Origin of the sequence: Deinococcus aerius (assembly GCF_002897375.1) — a bacterium.
Taxonomy (GTDB): domain Bacteria; phylum Deinococcota; class Deinococci; order Deinococcales; family Deinococcaceae; genus Deinococcus; species Deinococcus aerius.
Window position 1 is genome coordinate 131,710 of record NZ_BFAG01000010.1, and the last position, 14,094, is coordinate 145,803.

Consider the following 14,094-nt stretch of genomic DNA (forward strand, 5'->3'; position numbering starts at 1 on the left):
GCCGTTTTCAGGCGCCGCGGCCCTCCCCTACTCCCGGAAGCTCCCCACTCAAGTAATTAATACAACTGGGATAATGGGAAACCTGGCCGACCGTCATCCTCGTGATTAACGTGGGTAATCTCCAGTCCCGGGTAGCGTGGGTACAGGCTCTTTTGAGTTCCCGGCAAGCGGCACTGGCTTTGTCAGGTAGATTCCCCCAGATCAAAAGCCCCTGGAGACCCGGGTCACTCCAGGTCAGAGTGCCCCAACGGAAATTTTGAAACCGTTCGGATGCCCTGGCTCCTGCCGGACGAGTCTTCCCGAACCGCCCGGAAACCCTATTAACCGCTCCGGCAGCGCAAGCGGGCGCTCCCGCATCCCCTGTTGAACCTGGTCGGCAAGCAGTGATCCGGCCAAAGTTCTCCTGAGACGAGGGGGGAATGAAGGAAGGGCAGAGATCTTGTATTAATTTATGGACCTTGGATCAAGTGGGGCAGCGACGTGTACTCCTATCAGCCGCAGGCCCGCGCGCTGGCCCACATGGTGCTCGCCAGCCTGGTGGGGGGCAGCTCCCCGAGGTGGGGAACGACGGGGTCCACTATCAGAACCTGGCGCTCGCCCGGCCCACCACACAACCCAGCATCCTGATCGAGACGGCCTTCCTGACCGACAAGGGGAACCTGCGGCTCTTGATGAGTGCGGCGGGGCGGGAACGCTTCGCGCAGGCGATTGCGCTGGGGATCGAACGCTTCTACCGCGACGCGGCGCTGGGCCGGGCCGGACGGTAGGCCAGACAGGCAGGGGAAGTGGGCCGGAGACAGGCTTGTATCCCAACCCAGGGCGACGCGCTTGAGCCCCTTCCCCTTTGGCTGTTCTGATCCTCCCCCCGCGTGGGAAAGGGTTGGGCGCCGCCAGGGGTGGGGGGCGCCCAACAGGTGAAGTCAGCTCAAGAGGGCAGCTTCCAGAGCCGGGACAGCGTGCAGGGCAAAGCCTGGGACGGAGCAGGAAGTGCGCTCCGTCCCAGTTCCCTTGTATTAATCCTGCCTCTGGTCGGTCATGGGGTCGGGTAATCGGTGACGTAGACCGGCTGGCCGACCCTGCTGGTATCCGCCGGACCACCCACGCCGTTCACCACGTGGTCGATCGTGCCTGCGCCGAGGTTGACGGTCATGATGTGATGCAGCCGGACACCCGGGGTGATGGGCACCTCGAAGCCGTTCGCGGTGTGGATGGACGGGTTGTTCTGGTTGAAGACGTAGACACCGCCGCCGTAGAGCCGGTGCGTCTTCACCGTGTCGCCGACCTTGTAGCCCGCCCAGCCCAGGACGCCCCCATGCCCCCAGTCGGCCTGGGTCGGCGGGTCGTAGGGCAGCTCGTTCTGGTACAGGATCGTCGTGCCGTTCTCGCCGTTCCAGACCGTGTTGTCCTGCTGGAAGTGTTCGACGAACAGGCCGGTCGCCGTCACGTTGTCCCCGCTCACCACCACGCCGTTGCGGCCGAGGTTGGTGGTCCAGCGCTCGGTGTCGCCGGAGAAGCCCTCGACCCCGTGGTCCGCGCGCCACACCCAGGCGTGGTCGATCAGGACGTTGTTGCTGCTCACCTCCAGGCCGATGTCCGCCTTGCCGACATGCGGCCCGCCGACGCGGAAGTACACGTCGCTGAGGGTGATCGGGTTGCCGGGGTCGCTGAACCGGCGGGGCAGGCCCCACGCGCGCCGCGCACCCACCCGCAGGAGGGCGGGCGAGGTCTCCCCCCCGGCGTCGAACATCAGGCCCGAGACCGTCGCGCCGGTGGCCGTGTCCGCCACCACCAGGGGGACGGCACCGCCCCGCGCGGTCAGGGTGGCCAGGCCCAGCCCCAGCACGACCGTGTTCGCCCGCCACACCACGAGGGGCAGGTTGATGTCGTACACGCCCGGCGTGAAGAGCAGGTGGCGGCCCCGCGCGAGTTGCCCGTTGATGGTGGCCGCCGAGTCGCCCGGCCTCGCGACGAAGAAGTCCGAGAGCGGAATCGTGCGGCCCGCGCCCGGCCCACCCCGCCAGGAGACGCCGCGCGAGTTCGTCCTCGCCTGGGGCACGACCACGCTCAGGCGCCCCCCCGCGTCCGTGGTCAGGTACGGCTTCTCGCGGCTGACGGGGGTGGTATCCAGCGTCGTGTAGGGCGGATTCGGGAACCCGGCCTCGCTCGGCGCGCCCTCGACCCCCGCGAAGACCTGGTTCCACACGCCGTTCGACCACTGGCCGATGACGCTGTTGCGCGTCAGGAACTGCTGCTGCGACCCGTTGATGACGGTGCCCGCCCTGGAGTCGGCGATAAAGCCGCCGCTGGCGTACTGCGGCCCGGCGGTGCAGTAGTCCATCAGGCTGAGGTTGCCCCCGACGATGTCCACCCGCCGCATGGGCGCGGCCTGCGAGACCGCCCAGAAGTTGGCCGAGGCGCGGCAGCCGTCCTGGCCGGTGCCGTTGACGTTGATGGTCAGGTTGGACAGCGAGCGCCAGAAGTTCACGAGCGCCAGGCAGTTGCTCGTCCCGCCGCCCCCCAGACAGCGGTTGTAGACCTCGACCTTGCCGTTGATCGTCACGTCACCCGGCGAGGCGCCCAGGCCCGCGACCTCGGTGTAGTAACCGACCTGGATGTGCAATGGCCGGGTGGCCGTGCCGTACACACCCGGCTTGAAGAGCAGCGCGTACCGCCCGGAGCCCATCTCGCTGTCGACCTGCCGGGCGCTGACCGCGTCGACCTTCGCCTGAATCTCGGCGAGCGGCATGCCCGGATCGAAGATGATGACGTTCGGGCCGAGGTCGCCCTGCGCCTGGGCGGCGAGGGCCGGGTGGTCGGCCCCGGCGACCGGGGAGGGCTGCTGCCCGCAGGCACTCAGGGCCAGGGTCAGCCCCGCCAGCAGGGTGACGGCCCGGCTTCTGGCCTGGCCCGGACGGCTGGGCTCGGAAGCGTTCCGGGAGAGGTGACCCACCTGGTGATGGTGTCGCATCGGCATCCTTTCGGGGGGCGAACCCCTGTCTGAGTGATCGGCTCTTCCCGGGCTGGGCGGCGGGCAACGGGGTCCGGCGTGTTCTCCTTTCCGCCCCCGGTTCGGCGCCTGGTGAGGCGCGGGGACACCTCTCGCGGGAGGCCGCCGAGCTGTCAGGGCTGTTCGGGCGGGGAGCAGGCTCAGGACGCACCATACACCCGAAACTCGGGGACGAGGAGCGAGGAGATCAACTGGCTGAGGACTCCAGAATTGTAGCGCTATAACTGCGCAGGAGCAACCCCCGGAGTGTGGTCCAGGGCCGCTGCGGAGGTCCGCAACGCTGGCCCTGTGTGCACTCGTCAACGCCGGACCAATCCCCGCCACCCGATAGTGATATGGATCACAATACGAGTTGGTGGAGACCGGCGAGGCCCGGCCCGCTTCTCGCCGGCAGGAGGAAGGCATGACCCCAACGCCTGTTGCGGAACAACTTGCGGCGGTGGCGGAGGCGCAACGCTTCTCGGGCGCCGTCGCCCTCTCCCGCGCGGGGGAGGTTCTGTTCGGGGGGGGCTGCGCCGGGGCCATGCGGCGGGCCGCCCTCGACCTCGCTCGGCTGCTCTGAGGGTCGGCCGCTGACAGGGCGCGGTGGGGAGGATGGCGGGCGCCCCCCGTCGGCCCACCACGGGTGCGGGACCGCGCAGAGGGGGCCTGACCCCGTCAGGAGAAGTGGGTGTCGAGGTCGCGGTACGCCTGGAACATGTTCCCGAGATCGTCCGCCCCGGGGAAACCGAGGCGGCGGTACGCCTCCGGGCTCACCTCGTGGTACACCACCTCGCGCCCGAGCGCCTCTCCCAGAATCCGGGCCATCTCCGACCCCGAGAGGTGTTCCCCGGCGACCCCGATGCGCTGCCCGGCCAGTTCCAGCCCGCGCTTGAAGATGCCGTAGGCGACCCTGCCGATATCCCGCGCCGCCACGCCCGCCATCTTCTTGTCGCCCAGCGGAAAGGTGAGGGCGAGCCGCCCGTCCGGGCCCGGCCTGGGGCCCATGCCGAACCGCACGAGGTTGTCCCAGGAGGACGGGGCTACAGGAAGGTGGTGGGCACGCCCAGCCCGGTGAAGAGCGCGTTGGCCTCGCCCTTGCCGTCGAAGTGCGGGACCTTGTAGCGCCCACGCAGGGTGGGCATCCGGTCGTCGTCCAGGGGCACCAGGGTGCGGATGTCCTCCAGGGTGGACCAGACGACGTGCTGGATGCGGGCGTCACGGGCCGCCCGCCTAGGTCAGCTCGCGCTCGGGCGAGAAATGCTCCCAGAAGTTGGTGACGGCAAAGAGGCCATACGCCCCCTGAAACGCCGCCCGCAGGCTCCCCGGGGCGTCCATGTCGGCGGCGACCACCCCGGCGCCGAGCTCGCGCAGGGAGCGCGCCCGGTCGGACTCCGGGTTCCGGGTGACGGCGCGCACCGCGAACGTCCGTTCCGGGTCTTCCAGGATGGCGCGGACCAGCCCCCCGCCCTGCGCTCCTGTGGCGCCCAGCACCACGATGATGGGTTGCTCTGCCGTGTGGGTCATCCCCGGGCCTCCTCGTGCCGCCGGGAACGAACAATCATGGCCGCCCTGCTCACGCCGCTCCATCCCTCCCCGGCCCCCCTTCACCGCCCGGTCCAGTGCTCATCGGCCTCCCCCTCGTCCGGCGCGGTGGGCGCCTGGGGCTCCTCCACCAGCCTCTGCAAGAGGTCGAGGACATCCGGCAGGTTCCTGACGTGCCACACGCGGCCACTCTGCACGTGCTCCAGGTGGTAGCGCCGCGCTCCTCCCTCGTCAAAGTGCCACCACCGCACCAGGCACGAGTCGTAGTGTGTGCCCATCCCTCCCTCCGGCCGCTTCCGGCGACTACGGCGAGTGTCGGGACGGCCACTTACCCCGCGCTTACCTCTTGCCCCGCCCCCGGCTCGCGGGCCGCGGCCAGGAGACGCTCCGGCGGCCACCACTCGCAGGCGCGCAGGGTCTCCCGCCACCGTTCCTCGCCGGTGGCCGCGCAGACCCGCCTGGTCAGCGCCTCGGTCCTCCGGTCAAAGGGCACCGGGCGGCGACGTCCCAGCCGCCCCTGCCAGGTGCGCGCGGCGGCCAGCAGCCGCGCCGCGTGGGTCCAGTGCCCCCGCTCGGCGGCCACGCCCGCCAGGCCCTCCAGGCAGAGGTCCGCGCCCTTGTCCGCCCCCGCCTGCTCGTACCCGGACAGCGCGGACCGGAAGTGCGCCCCCGCCTCCGCCGGTCTCCCGAGGGCCAGCGCGGCCAGGCCCCGCACCCGCTCGCAGATGGCCTCGCCCCACACGTCCCCAAGCTCACGGTTGAGCGAGAGAGCCGTCTCCGCCAGGGTCCAGGCCTGCTCCGGGTCGCCCAGGTCCAGCACGACCTCGGCCAGGCAGCCGTACGTCGAGGCCAGGTTGCGGGTGTCGCCCAACGTCTGGAAGCGCGCGGCCGCCTCGCGGAACAGGGGTTCGGCCCCCGCCGAGTCACCGCTCAGCCAGAGGGCGCGGGCGAGCTGCATGGTGGTGTTGGCCTCCTGCCAGGGCTCCCCCAGCACCCGGAAGAGGGCGAGGGCCTCGCGGGCGCGCGCCGTCATCTCCTCGTACTGCCCCTCATCGCCCGCCAGCACCGCGAGGTTGTTCAGGCTCTTCGCCATTCCCAGGACATCGCCCAGCGTGCGGCGCAGGGCGAGGCTGGCCTCGTGGTATGCGCGGGCCTGGGCGGGGCGGTCGCTGTCCCGCGCGAGGTTCCCCGCCGCGTTGAGGGCCAGCGCCCGCAGGGGCGGGGGGGCGTCCGTCGCCCGGGCCAGGGCTTCCTCCAGCCAGCGCAGCCCCTCCCCGAAGTGGTTGCGGATCTCCCAGAAGCGCCACAGGGCCACGGCCAGCCGCAGGCCCGGCTCGGCCCCCTGATCCACCGTGGCCGCGAAACGCAGGGCGGCGCGCAGGTTGTCGTGCTCGCGCCCGAACAGGTCAAGCCACCGTTTCTGCCGGGGGCCGTACAGCTCGGCGCCCGCTCCCTCGGCGAGGGCCAGGAAGAAGCGCAGGTGCCGCTCGCGGACGGCCTGGCCCTCCCCGCTGGCCTCCAGCCGCCGCGCCGCGTACTGCCGCACCGGTTCCAGAAAACGGTAGCGCCCGCCTTCCGCGCCCGGCTGCGCCTCCACCAGCGACTTGTCCACCAGGCCCGGCAGCACGTCCAGCAGGTCCCCCGGCGCGTCCCCGCACACGCCCTCGGCGGCCTCCAGCGTCCAGCCGCCCGCGAAGACCGCCAGCCGCCGGAAGACGACCTGCTCGCGGGAGGAGAGCCGGTCGTGGCTCCAGTCCAGGGCCGCCTCCAGGGTGCGGTGTTCGGGCCGGGCGTCGCGCGCGCCGCGCACGAGCAGGCGCAGGCTGTCCTCCAGCCGCGCGGCGATGGCCTCCAGGGGCAGCAGGCCGACGTGCGCGGCGGCGAGTTCCAGCGCCAGGGGCAGCCCGTCGAGCTGCCGGACGATCTGGCCGACCGCCCCGGCGTTGCCCTCCCCGACCTCGAAGTGTGGGGCGGCGCGCCGGGCGCGGTCCCGGAACAGGGCCACGGCGTCCAGCGCGCGGAGGTCAGCCAGGCTGCCGGTCTTCCCCTCGGGCACGGGCAGCGGGGCCAGCCGCCACGCGACCTCGCCGGAGACGTGGAGCGGCTCCCGGCTCGTCGCCAGGACGGTGAGCGCCGGGCAGCGCGCGAGCAGGGTGGCGACGAGATCGGCGCACGCCCCCACCACATGCTCGCAGTTGTCGAGGAGCAGCAGGGTCGGGCGGTCGTCCAGGTGGGCGCCCACCGCCCCCACCGGGTCCTGCCCGGGGCGCAGGGTCACGCCCAGCGCCGAGACCACGGTGCCCACCAGCTCCGTCTCCGTGGAGGGGGCAAGCGGGACCCACCACGCGCCGCCCGCGAACGCCCCGGCTACACCCCGCGTGAGTTCGAGGCCCAGGCGGGTCTTGCCCACGCCGCCCGGACCCGTCAGCGTCAGCAGCCGGGTGACGCCCAGGAGCTGCGCCAGCTCGCCCAGTTCGCGGGTCCGTCCCAGGAAGGGGGTGGCGGGCACCGGGAGCGCGGAGGGGACCGCCGCTGGGCTGGGGGAGGCCGCGGGCGACCGCGCGGTGAGCAGGTCCTCGTACAGCGCCCGCGCCTCGGGTCCCGGCTCGATGTCGAGCGCGTCCCGCAGGGCGCCGCGCAGCACGTGGTACTGCCGCAGCGCCTCGACGGGCCGCCCCTGCCGGACGTGCAGCCGCATCAGGGCCAGGTGGGCGCCCTCGCCCGCGGGCTCGCTGGCCGTGGCCCGCTCCAGGGCCCGCGCCGCGCCCGCGGGGTCCCCCGCGTCCTCCAGCAGCGCCGCCAGCGCGACGAGCCCCTCCACGTGACGGGCGCGCAACTCGTCGCGGCGCGCCATCGCCCAATCCTCGTAGGGGTCGTCGGGGAGCAGGTCGCCCCGGTACAGCGCCGCCGCCTCCCGGTACAGGGCGGGGTCCGGCCGCCTCGCCGCCGCCGTCAGCGCCGCCGTGAAGGCGTCCACGTCCACCCACGCCTCTCCGCGCTCGTCCAGGCACAGCACCTCCCCCCGGAAGCGCAGGAAGGGCGAGGGGGCGCCGGGCGCGAGGTCCGGCGTGAGGACCCGCCGGGCCACGTGCAGGGTGCGGTGCAGGTTGTTCAACCCGGCGTCCAGGTCGTGTTCCGGCCACAGCGCGTCGAGCACCTGCTCGCGGTGGCGGCGCTGCCCGGGGGACAGGGCGAGCAGCTTGACGAGGTTCGCGGCCTTGCGGCGGCGCCACTCGCCCGGGGCGATCTCCCGCCCGTCGGCGCAGACCTGGAACTGTCCCAGCAAGCGAATTCGGAGCGCGGGTCCGTCCACCTTGTCCTCCCGGAAGGGCGTCAGGTACGGGGCAGGTAAGCCGCCCTGGTCATGCTCGGGCCATGACCCAGGATAGGAGATTCGGACCGCCGCCACGAGACACCCAGCCCACCCAGGAAGGAGACATCGCCATGACCCACCCGTCCCCCGCCGCCCTGCTCGAGCTGCGCCTGAGTCTCGCCGGACGCGCCCTGAGCAGCGAGCAGCCCGAGTACGAGGTCCGCCGCCCGGTCTGGAACGCCCAGGTCGACGCCCACCCCGCCCTGATCGTCCAGCCGCAGGACGCGGGGGACGTGGCCCGGACCCTGCGCTTCGCCCGGGGCCAGCGCCTCCCGGTCGCCGTCCGCAGCGGCGGCCACAGCCCGGCGGGCTTCGGCACCGTGGAGCGCGGCGTAGTGATCGACCTGTCGGGCATGAGGGGCATCGAGATTGATCCCGACACCCGCCGGGTGCGCCTGGAACCCGGCCTGACCTGGGGCGAGGTGGCCCGCGCCCTGGAGCCGCACGGCCTCGCCATCACCGCCGGGGACGTGCCCACGGTGGGCGTCGGGGGCCTCACCCAGGGCGGCGGCATCGGCTGGTTCGTCCGCAAGCACGGGTTGAACATCGACCGCCTGCGCGCGGTGGAACTCGTCACCGCGGACGGCCAGTTCCTGCGGGCCAGCGCGACCGAGCGCCCCGAGCTGTTCTGGGGCCTGCGGGGCGGCGGGGCGAACTTCGGGGTGGTCACCGCCTACGAGTTCGAGGCGCACGAGGGGGGCACCGTCCTGGGCGGGCTGGTGATGTACCCGGTGCGGGATGCCGCGCACGCCCGGCAGTTGCTGAGCGAGTACGCCCGGATCGCGGGGTCAGCTCCCGACGACCTCTCGACCCAGGGCCTGCTCGTCGCCGCGCCGCCGCTCCCCTTCATCCCGGAGGAACTGGTCGGCAAACCGCTGGTCGTCGTCTCGCTGTGCTACAGCGGCGACCTGACGGAAGGCGAGCGGGTGGTTTCTCCCCTGCGGACCCTGGCCGAGCCGCTGCTGGACACGGTCGCGCCCATGCCCTACAGCGGGCTGCTGGAGATGCCGCCGTACGGGCAGGCGGGCGACCACGGCTTCCATCACGCGCTGCGGGCCGCCTTCCTCAAGGAGTTGCCCGAGGAGTTCTTCGGGGCGCTGACGGACTCCGCGCTGGGGGCGGGCCACCCCGGAATGCTGATCCAACTTCGGATGCTGGGGGGTGAGATGAGCCGCGTCCCCGCGTCCTCGGCGGCCTTCGCCCACCGGGACAAGGCGGCGATCCTGATGATCTCGCACATCACCCCGGTCGGGGCTCCCCCGGAGGTGGAGGCGTGGGGCCAGCGGGCGACGGAGGCGGTCTTCGCGGCGGTGCGGCCCTTGGCGTCGGGGACGTACGGCAACTTCCTCTCGGTCGGGGAGGAGGACCGGGTGCGCGAGGTCTTCCCCGGCTCCACCCACGCCCGCCTCGCCGCCCTCAAGGCCGAGTACGACCCGGAGAACGTCTTCGCCCGCAACGCCAACGTGAAGCCCGTGCGCGCGACCGCCGCCGTGACCCCGGCGTGAGGTGAACCCATGCCCGCGACCGCCGAGATTCCGGCAGAACACGCCTACCCGGAGGCCCTCGCGCTGCTCCAGGAGAAATGGGTGCTGTTCATCGTGGACGCGCTGCTTGCGGGCGCGGGCGGCTTCAACGACCTCGCCCGGCGCCTGGACGGACTGAACTCGGCCACCCTCGCCCAGCGCCTGAAACGGCTGGAGCAGGCGGGCCTGGTGACGCGGCGCGTTCACGGCCTCATGCCCCCGAGGACCAGCTACGAACTCACGCCCCGGGGGGCGGCGCTGCGCGGGGTGCTGGACGCCGTGCGCGACTGGGCCGGGGAACCCGGGCGGCCCGCACCCCGCCCTTCGCCCGCCCCTTTGCCGCCCGAGGAGGCACTCCCGTGCGGCACCTCACCGCCCGGCGGCGCGAGCGGCACCCTCAGGACCGCCGCCGAGATGCAGGTGGACCTTCGCGCCGGGCCGCCCGGAGCAGGGCGTATGGCGCATGGACGCATGGCCCACCCCGGATCAGGCCGCCCGAACGGTCAGCATGCGGACCCGCCCCCTCAGCGACTGGTCGAAGGTGAAGCGGCAGATCGAGGCCACCGGTCAGGACACCCGCCGGGAGAATTGCCCGCCGGTGGGTGATTGACCACGCCTTCAGCTAAGCGGCCACTTCCCCCCTCGGCGGTGGGAACACCGGGAAGGGCGCTGTGCCCACCGCACCCACGTTGCCGCGGAACCTCTCGCAGGGGCCGCAGGTCCCGCGCGGCGCCGCCGGAGTTCCCCGAGGCCCCCACATGCGGCGCCGAACCGGGCGCCCGGAAGGAGACACCGATGTCACGCAGGATGACCAACAAGACGCTGCCGGGAACGGTCCTGGCCCTCATGGCGCTCGGCCCCGCCTGGGCGGCCCCCGGCAAGCCTGCCCCGGGCAGCGTGCAGGGCCAGGTGCTCGACACGCGCGGTCAGCCGCTGGAGGGCGTGAAGGTCTGGATCAAGCCCGTCGTGACGACCGGCGTGGCCGAGACCCTGACCGACGAGCGGGGCCGCTACGAGGTGACCGGCCTGCCCCCCGTGGGCTACCGCGCCTATGCCTGGTTGCAGGTGCCCTTCAAGGGTCAACAGTTCTGTTACCGCCTCGCCCACCCCCGGGTCTCGGACTACAACGCCTTCAACCCGCGGGACGGGTTGATTCGCAACTTCGTCTGGAAGCTCTCGGGCCGCATCCCCGGCAACGAGGATTACAGCGACCTGGGCTACTTCGGCGGCTCCCTGCCCCTGATGCAGGGCTCCTCGCAGGGCCGCTTCCCCGCACAGCAGGACGAGATCGAGGTGCAGCTCGTCCCTGTGGGCCAGTTGATCGACGGCAGCGCGGGCAAGGCGCTGACGAGGACGGTCCCCGCGCGCGGCATGGTGCTGGACGTGCCCATCGGGACCTACCGGGTGCGGGCGACCTTCATCGGCGCGAACGGGCGGCGCGAGCCCCTCCGGGTATCCGGCTTCGACGGGGACTACGCAAACGAGGCGACGGTCAACTTCAAGGCCCACGGCGGCGGCTGCGCGGGCACGACCGGAGGCGCCCCGGGCCGCGCCTACGTCTACTGGCAGTTCCGGCGGGGGGCCCCGTCCCCGGCCCCTGCCGCGCCCAGCCCCGATTCGGTGCCCCCAGACGAACCCCTCATGTAAGGCCCTTCGCCCAGGAGAAGACCATGAAAGCATTGTCGCGCCTGCCGACCACCCTCGCCCTCGCGGCCCTCTCCATCGCCGCCGCCGCCCGTTCGCCCGCCAACCTCGAACCCTTCGGCAAGGAGCAGGTCTGCGTCGGGCGCGCCGAGGTCCTGCTGCGCGGCCAGCCCGACCAGGCCATGACCAAGGTGGCCCAGGACAAACTGAACGGTCTGGCCGCCGCCCTGGGGCTGGGCCAGGGCCAGAACTACACCACCTGCCCCGCCTGGCTGGCCTTCCGCGCCGAGGCGGGTGGCGATGGGGGCGGCAGGCTGGTGTATCACGCGACCCTCAGCCTGGTGACGCCGGGGCTCCAGACCAAGGCGTTGGAGAACCTGCGCAGCGAGAGCTTCGAGTACGGCGGCGGGTTCGAGTACGTGACCCTGTGGGACCGCACGCACGCCAGCATCGCCTTCGACGCCGGGAACCTGTCTTTCAGGCTCGGGGCCGAGGTCGTCTCGCAGATGGGCGACTTCTCCGCCGACTGGCAAAAGACCCACTAGCCTGCCCCGGCACCTTCACGCGCGCAGATGAGTTCATGGCCAGCCTCCGCGTTCCCCGCCCCCTGCTGGCCGGTCTCCTCGTGGCGCTGTGGTTGCCCGGCGCCCTCGACACGGCGGGGGCAGCCGCGGCGGCTCGTCCACGGCGGCCCGCTCGCCCTCCACCCGGGGGCCGTCCTCGCCGAGTTCGCGCGAGGGCTCGGTCAGCACGCCGGGCGGGATGGGCTGCGGCAGCCCGACTCGGCCAGCAGGGGGGCGGCGCCCTGCTGCACCACTTCCACCGGGCTTTGCGGAGTGGGTTGGGCCCGACCTGCCAACACCGGACCCCGTGGTGGCCCGGATTGAGTTTCGCGCCCGGGTGTGGAAAAGTCCGGGCACCTGTGGCCCCAGACAAGCGCCCCCCGACGACCCTGAGCGACGTGGCCCGGCGGGCGGGCGTCTCGCCCATGACCGTGTCGAACGTGATCAACGGCAAGGGGGGCGTGCGGCCCGACACCCGGCGGCGGGTCCTGGAGGCCATCGAGGCGACCGGCTACCGGGTCAACGCGGTGGCCCGGGCGCTGGCGGGGGGACAGAGCCGGGTGATCACGGTCTTCTCCCCGCAGCTCAACCGGCCCTACGCCGCCGAGGTGATTCAGGGCGCGGCCCTGGCGGCCGAGCGGCTGAACTACGACCTGATCGTGATGATGCTCAGCGAGCAGGGCCGCTCGGACGTGTCGGTGGTGACCCGCCTGGCCGCCGGGGCGCTGCTGATCCAGCCGTCAAGCGAGGGCCGCTGGCGGCGGGCGGACCTGCCCGCCCACGTCGTGAGCGTGGACGGCCCCGGGGAGAGGCCGCTCACGGTGGACAACTACGGCGGCGCCCGCCAGGCGGTGGGGCACCTGCTGGGGCTGGGCCACACCCGCATCGGCTTCATCAGCGGGCTGGAGTCGGGGGACCGCCAGCCCTTCCCCCACCCGCCGGGCCCGCACGACCGCGACGACGCCGATGAGCGGCTGCGCGGCTACCTGGACAGCATGGCGGCGGCGGGGCTGGAGGTCCCGGCGGGCTACGTGCAGCACGGCGACTATTCCAAGCCCAGCGGGGAGCGGGCGGCGGCGCGGCTGCTGGGCTTGCCGCAGCCCCCCAGCGCGATCTTCGTCTCCGGCGACGCGATGGCCCTGGGCGCCATGCACGTCGCCCAGGACCTCGGCGTGCGGGTGCCGGGGGACCTCTCGGTGGTGGGCTTCGACGACCTGCCCATCGCGGCGGCCTCGCGGCCCGGGCTGACCACGGTGCGCCAGCCCCTGCAACGGATCGGGGAGGTCGCCGTCCAGATGCTGGTGGCGCTGGCGGAGGGGCGCGATCCGGGGCTTCCACCCCCCTTTCCCACCGAGCTGGTCGAGCGGGAGTCGACCGCCCCCCCGCGCCCGGCCCGCTGAGGTCCACCCCGGGAGTTCCGCGCCGGGCGTCAGGCCCGGTCAGGCAGGCGCATATGGCGACGAGAAGGCTTTGCTGATGAAGCCAGGCCGGATGACGACCGGGGGCAGGCCCCAACCCCATCCTGTCCTGGGCAGCTCTGCGCCGTCCAGTCCGGGCGGTGCAGCAGGGTGGTGAGGTCGGGAGGGCGGAGGCGGCGCGGCGCGAGCAGGCGTTCTCGTACTCGCGGGGCGCCCTCCTGCTCGCCCGGGCGGAGCTCGCCCCCGACCGGGAGGCGCTGGGGCTGACGACCCGCGCCCTGGACCTCGCCCGGGCCCACGGGCACGCCGACCCCATCACCGCCGCGCCCTGCGCCCGCGCCGAGGTGCGGCTCGCACTCGGTGAGGTCGCCCCGGCCCACGAGGACAGCGCCGCCTCCGCCGCCCGCTGGCCGGAGCAGGCCCCGCGGGACGACCGCGTGCGGCCGCTGCTCGTGCACCGCCGCGTCCTCTCGGCCCTGGGGGACCCGAACGCCGACGTGCCCCTCCGCCAGGCCCTCGCGTGGCTTGGCCGGGCGGTGCGGAACGTCCCACCGGAGTTCCGGGCCGCCTTCCCGGAGGACCACGCGACCCGCCGGGCGCTGCGGGCCCTGGCTCAGGTCCGGCTGTCCGGGGAAACGGCGCCGTGACCTCCCGCCCGCGCGTCATGCCCCGATCATCCACCCCCCGTTAGGGTGCGCGCATGGACGCCCTGATCGACCTGAGCCTGCGCGCCGTGTTCCTGGCCCTCCTCCATCCCTTCACCCGGGGCCTGCTCTTCGTGCTCGTCGCCCTGTACGGCGCGGGGAGCGGCTGGCCGGGGTGGGTCTCGGGGCTGTGCGGGGGGCTCGGGGTGGGCTTCTGGCTCGCGCCCCTGTGGGGGCTGTGGCGGGACCGGCGCCGCTGATGGGTGGGGACGATGGCCTATGCTCGGGGGGCACCGACGAGGAGGTTCCCATGCGACTTGAACCAGGGCTCCGCGAACCGGGGCCGGACGCACCACAGGCGACGCCGGGCCGGACGCGCCACCCCTTCCGGGACCTCG

At 72.9% G+C, this 14,094-nt stretch carries 15 protein-coding genes; 9 read left to right on the forward strand and 6 right to left on the reverse strand.

Translation table 11 applies throughout. The annotated features are described in order from the left end of the window. Positions 1–557: 557 nt before the first annotated feature. The gene (locus DAERI_RS14290) at positions 558–767 is read left to right on the forward strand and encodes an N-acetylmuramoyl-L-alanine amidase family protein (protein ID WP_235610403.1); all 210 of its coding nucleotides are present in this window, start codon (positions 558–560) and stop codon (positions 765–767) included. Positions 768–1,033: 266 nt separating this feature from the next. On the opposite strand, the gene DAERI_RS14295 is transcribed toward DAERI_RS14290, so the two are convergent. After that, positions 1,034–2,968 (reverse strand): pectate lyase-like domain-containing protein, encoded by a 1,935-nt coding sequence (locus tag DAERI_RS14295; protein ID WP_201262764.1) that lies wholly within the window; start codon positions 2,966–2,968, stop codon positions 1,034–1,036. A gap of 442 nt (positions 2,969–3,410) precedes the next feature. Here DAERI_RS14295 and DAERI_RS22440 point away from each other — a divergent pair, with 442 nt between their 5' ends. Beyond that, positions 3,411–3,569, forward strand: coding sequence for a hypothetical protein (locus DAERI_RS22440; protein WP_165794217.1), 159 nt, complete (start codon positions 3,411–3,413; stop codon positions 3,567–3,569). 95 nt (positions 3,570–3,664) lie between these two features. On the opposite strand, the gene DAERI_RS22595 is transcribed toward DAERI_RS22440, so the two are convergent. The 5 genes from DAERI_RS22595 to DAERI_RS14310 all read right to left on the reverse strand — a co-directional run bounded on the left by DAERI_RS22595 (position 3,665) and on the right by DAERI_RS14310 (position 7,844). After that, positions 3,665–3,994 (reverse strand): NmrA family NAD(P)-binding protein, encoded by a 330-nt coding sequence (locus DAERI_RS22595; RefSeq protein ID WP_201262765.1) that lies wholly within the window; start codon positions 3,992–3,994, stop codon positions 3,665–3,667. A 35-nt stretch (positions 3,995–4,029) separates the two neighbouring features. Further along, a complete protein-coding gene (locus DAERI_RS23130) occupies positions 4,030–4,152 on the reverse strand; it encodes a hypothetical protein (protein ID WP_268806549.1) in 123 nt (40 codons plus the stop codon). 67 nt (positions 4,153–4,219) lie between these two features. Next, positions 4,220–4,513, reverse strand: a complete 294-nt coding sequence (locus DAERI_RS22600; protein ID WP_201262766.1) for an NmrA family NAD(P)-binding protein — start codon at positions 4,511–4,513, stop codon at positions 4,220–4,222. Between the two features lie 80 nt (positions 4,514–4,593). Then, a complete protein-coding gene (locus tag DAERI_RS14305) occupies positions 4,594–4,809 on the reverse strand; it encodes a hypothetical protein (RefSeq protein WP_103130103.1) in 216 nt (71 codons plus the stop codon). A 50-nt stretch (positions 4,810–4,859) separates the two neighbouring features. Then, the gene (locus tag DAERI_RS14310) at positions 4,860–7,844 is read right to left on the reverse strand and encodes an ATP-binding protein (protein ID WP_133162042.1); all 2,985 of its coding nucleotides are present in this window, start codon (positions 7,842–7,844) and stop codon (positions 4,860–4,862) included. Between the two features lie 131 nt (positions 7,845–7,975). Between DAERI_RS14310 and DAERI_RS21800 the strand changes: the two genes are divergently transcribed. The 7 genes from DAERI_RS21800 (at position 7,976) to DAERI_RS14350 (ending at position 13,956) form a co-directional block, all read left to right on the forward strand. Next, positions 7,976–9,409 (forward strand): FAD-binding oxidoreductase, encoded by a 1,434-nt coding sequence (locus tag DAERI_RS21800; RefSeq protein ID WP_165794218.1) that lies wholly within the window; start codon positions 7,976–7,978, stop codon positions 9,407–9,409. Positions 9,410–9,418: 9 nt separating this feature from the next. Beyond that, positions 9,419–10,033 carry a winged helix-turn-helix transcriptional regulator gene (locus DAERI_RS14325; RefSeq protein WP_103130105.1) on the forward strand — a complete coding sequence of 205 codons (615 nt, stop codon included), beginning with the start codon at positions 9,419–9,421 and terminating at the stop codon, positions 10,031–10,033. A gap of 189 nt (positions 10,034–10,222) precedes the next feature. Beyond that, positions 10,223–11,074, forward strand: coding sequence for a carboxypeptidase-like regulatory domain-containing protein (locus DAERI_RS14330; RefSeq protein ID WP_103130106.1), 852 nt, complete (start codon positions 10,223–10,225; stop codon positions 11,072–11,074). Positions 11,075–11,097: 23 nt separating this feature from the next. Further along, positions 11,098–11,616 carry a hypothetical protein gene (locus tag DAERI_RS14335; RefSeq protein ID WP_133162043.1) on the forward strand — a complete coding sequence of 173 codons (519 nt, stop codon included), beginning with the start codon at positions 11,098–11,100 and terminating at the stop codon, positions 11,614–11,616. Positions 11,617–11,993: 377 nt separating this feature from the next. Beyond that, positions 11,994–13,034 carry a LacI family DNA-binding transcriptional regulator gene (locus DAERI_RS14340; RefSeq protein WP_235610404.1) on the forward strand — a complete coding sequence of 347 codons (1,041 nt, stop codon included), beginning with the start codon at positions 11,994–11,996 and terminating at the stop codon, positions 13,032–13,034. A 158-nt stretch (positions 13,035–13,192) separates the two neighbouring features. After that, entirely contained in the window at positions 13,193–13,699 is a 507-nt protein-coding gene (locus DAERI_RS14345) for a hypothetical protein (RefSeq protein WP_103130108.1), read from the forward strand. Positions 13,700–13,752: 53 nt separating this feature from the next. Beyond that, a complete protein-coding gene (locus tag DAERI_RS14350) occupies positions 13,753–13,956 on the forward strand; it encodes a hypothetical protein (RefSeq protein ID WP_103130109.1) in 204 nt (67 codons plus the stop codon). Positions 13,957–14,094 lie beyond the last annotated feature (138 nt).

Excerpts from the sequence above, each read along its gene's own strand:
- DAERI_RS21800 (WP_165794218.1), top strand. The coding sequence starts at position 7,976 with ATGACCCACCCGTCCCCCGCCGCCCTGCTCGAGCTGCGCCTGAGTCTC.
- DAERI_RS14335 (WP_133162043.1), top strand. The coding sequence starts at position 11,098 with ATGAAAGCATTGTCGCGCCTGCCGACCACCCTCGCCCTCGCGGCCCTC.
- DAERI_RS14330 (WP_103130106.1), top strand. The coding sequence starts at position 10,223 with ATGTCACGCAGGATGACCAACAAGACGCTGCCGGGAACGGTCCTGGCC.
- DAERI_RS14305 (WP_103130103.1), bottom strand. The coding sequence starts at position 4,809 with ATGGGCACACACTACGACTCGTGCCTGGTGCGGTGGTGGCACTTTGAC.
- DAERI_RS14350 (WP_103130109.1), top strand. The coding sequence starts at position 13,753 with ATGGACGCCCTGATCGACCTGAGCCTGCGCGCCGTGTTCCTGGCCCTC.
- DAERI_RS22600 (WP_201262766.1), bottom strand. The coding sequence starts at position 4,513 with ATGACCCACACGGCAGAGCAACCCATCATCGTGGTGCTGGGCGCCACA.
- DAERI_RS14295 (WP_201262764.1), bottom strand. The coding sequence starts at position 2,968 with ATGCGACACCATCACCAGGTGGGTCACCTCTCCCGGAACGCTTCCGAG.
- DAERI_RS22440 (WP_165794217.1), top strand. The coding sequence starts at position 3,411 with ATGACCCCAACGCCTGTTGCGGAACAACTTGCGGCGGTGGCGGAGGCG.
- DAERI_RS22595 (WP_201262765.1), bottom strand. The coding sequence starts at position 3,994 with ATGGGCCCCAGGCCGGGCCCGGACGGGCGGCTCGCCCTCACCTTTCCG.
- DAERI_RS14325 (WP_103130105.1), top strand. The coding sequence starts at position 9,419 with ATGCCCGCGACCGCCGAGATTCCGGCAGAACACGCCTACCCGGAGGCC.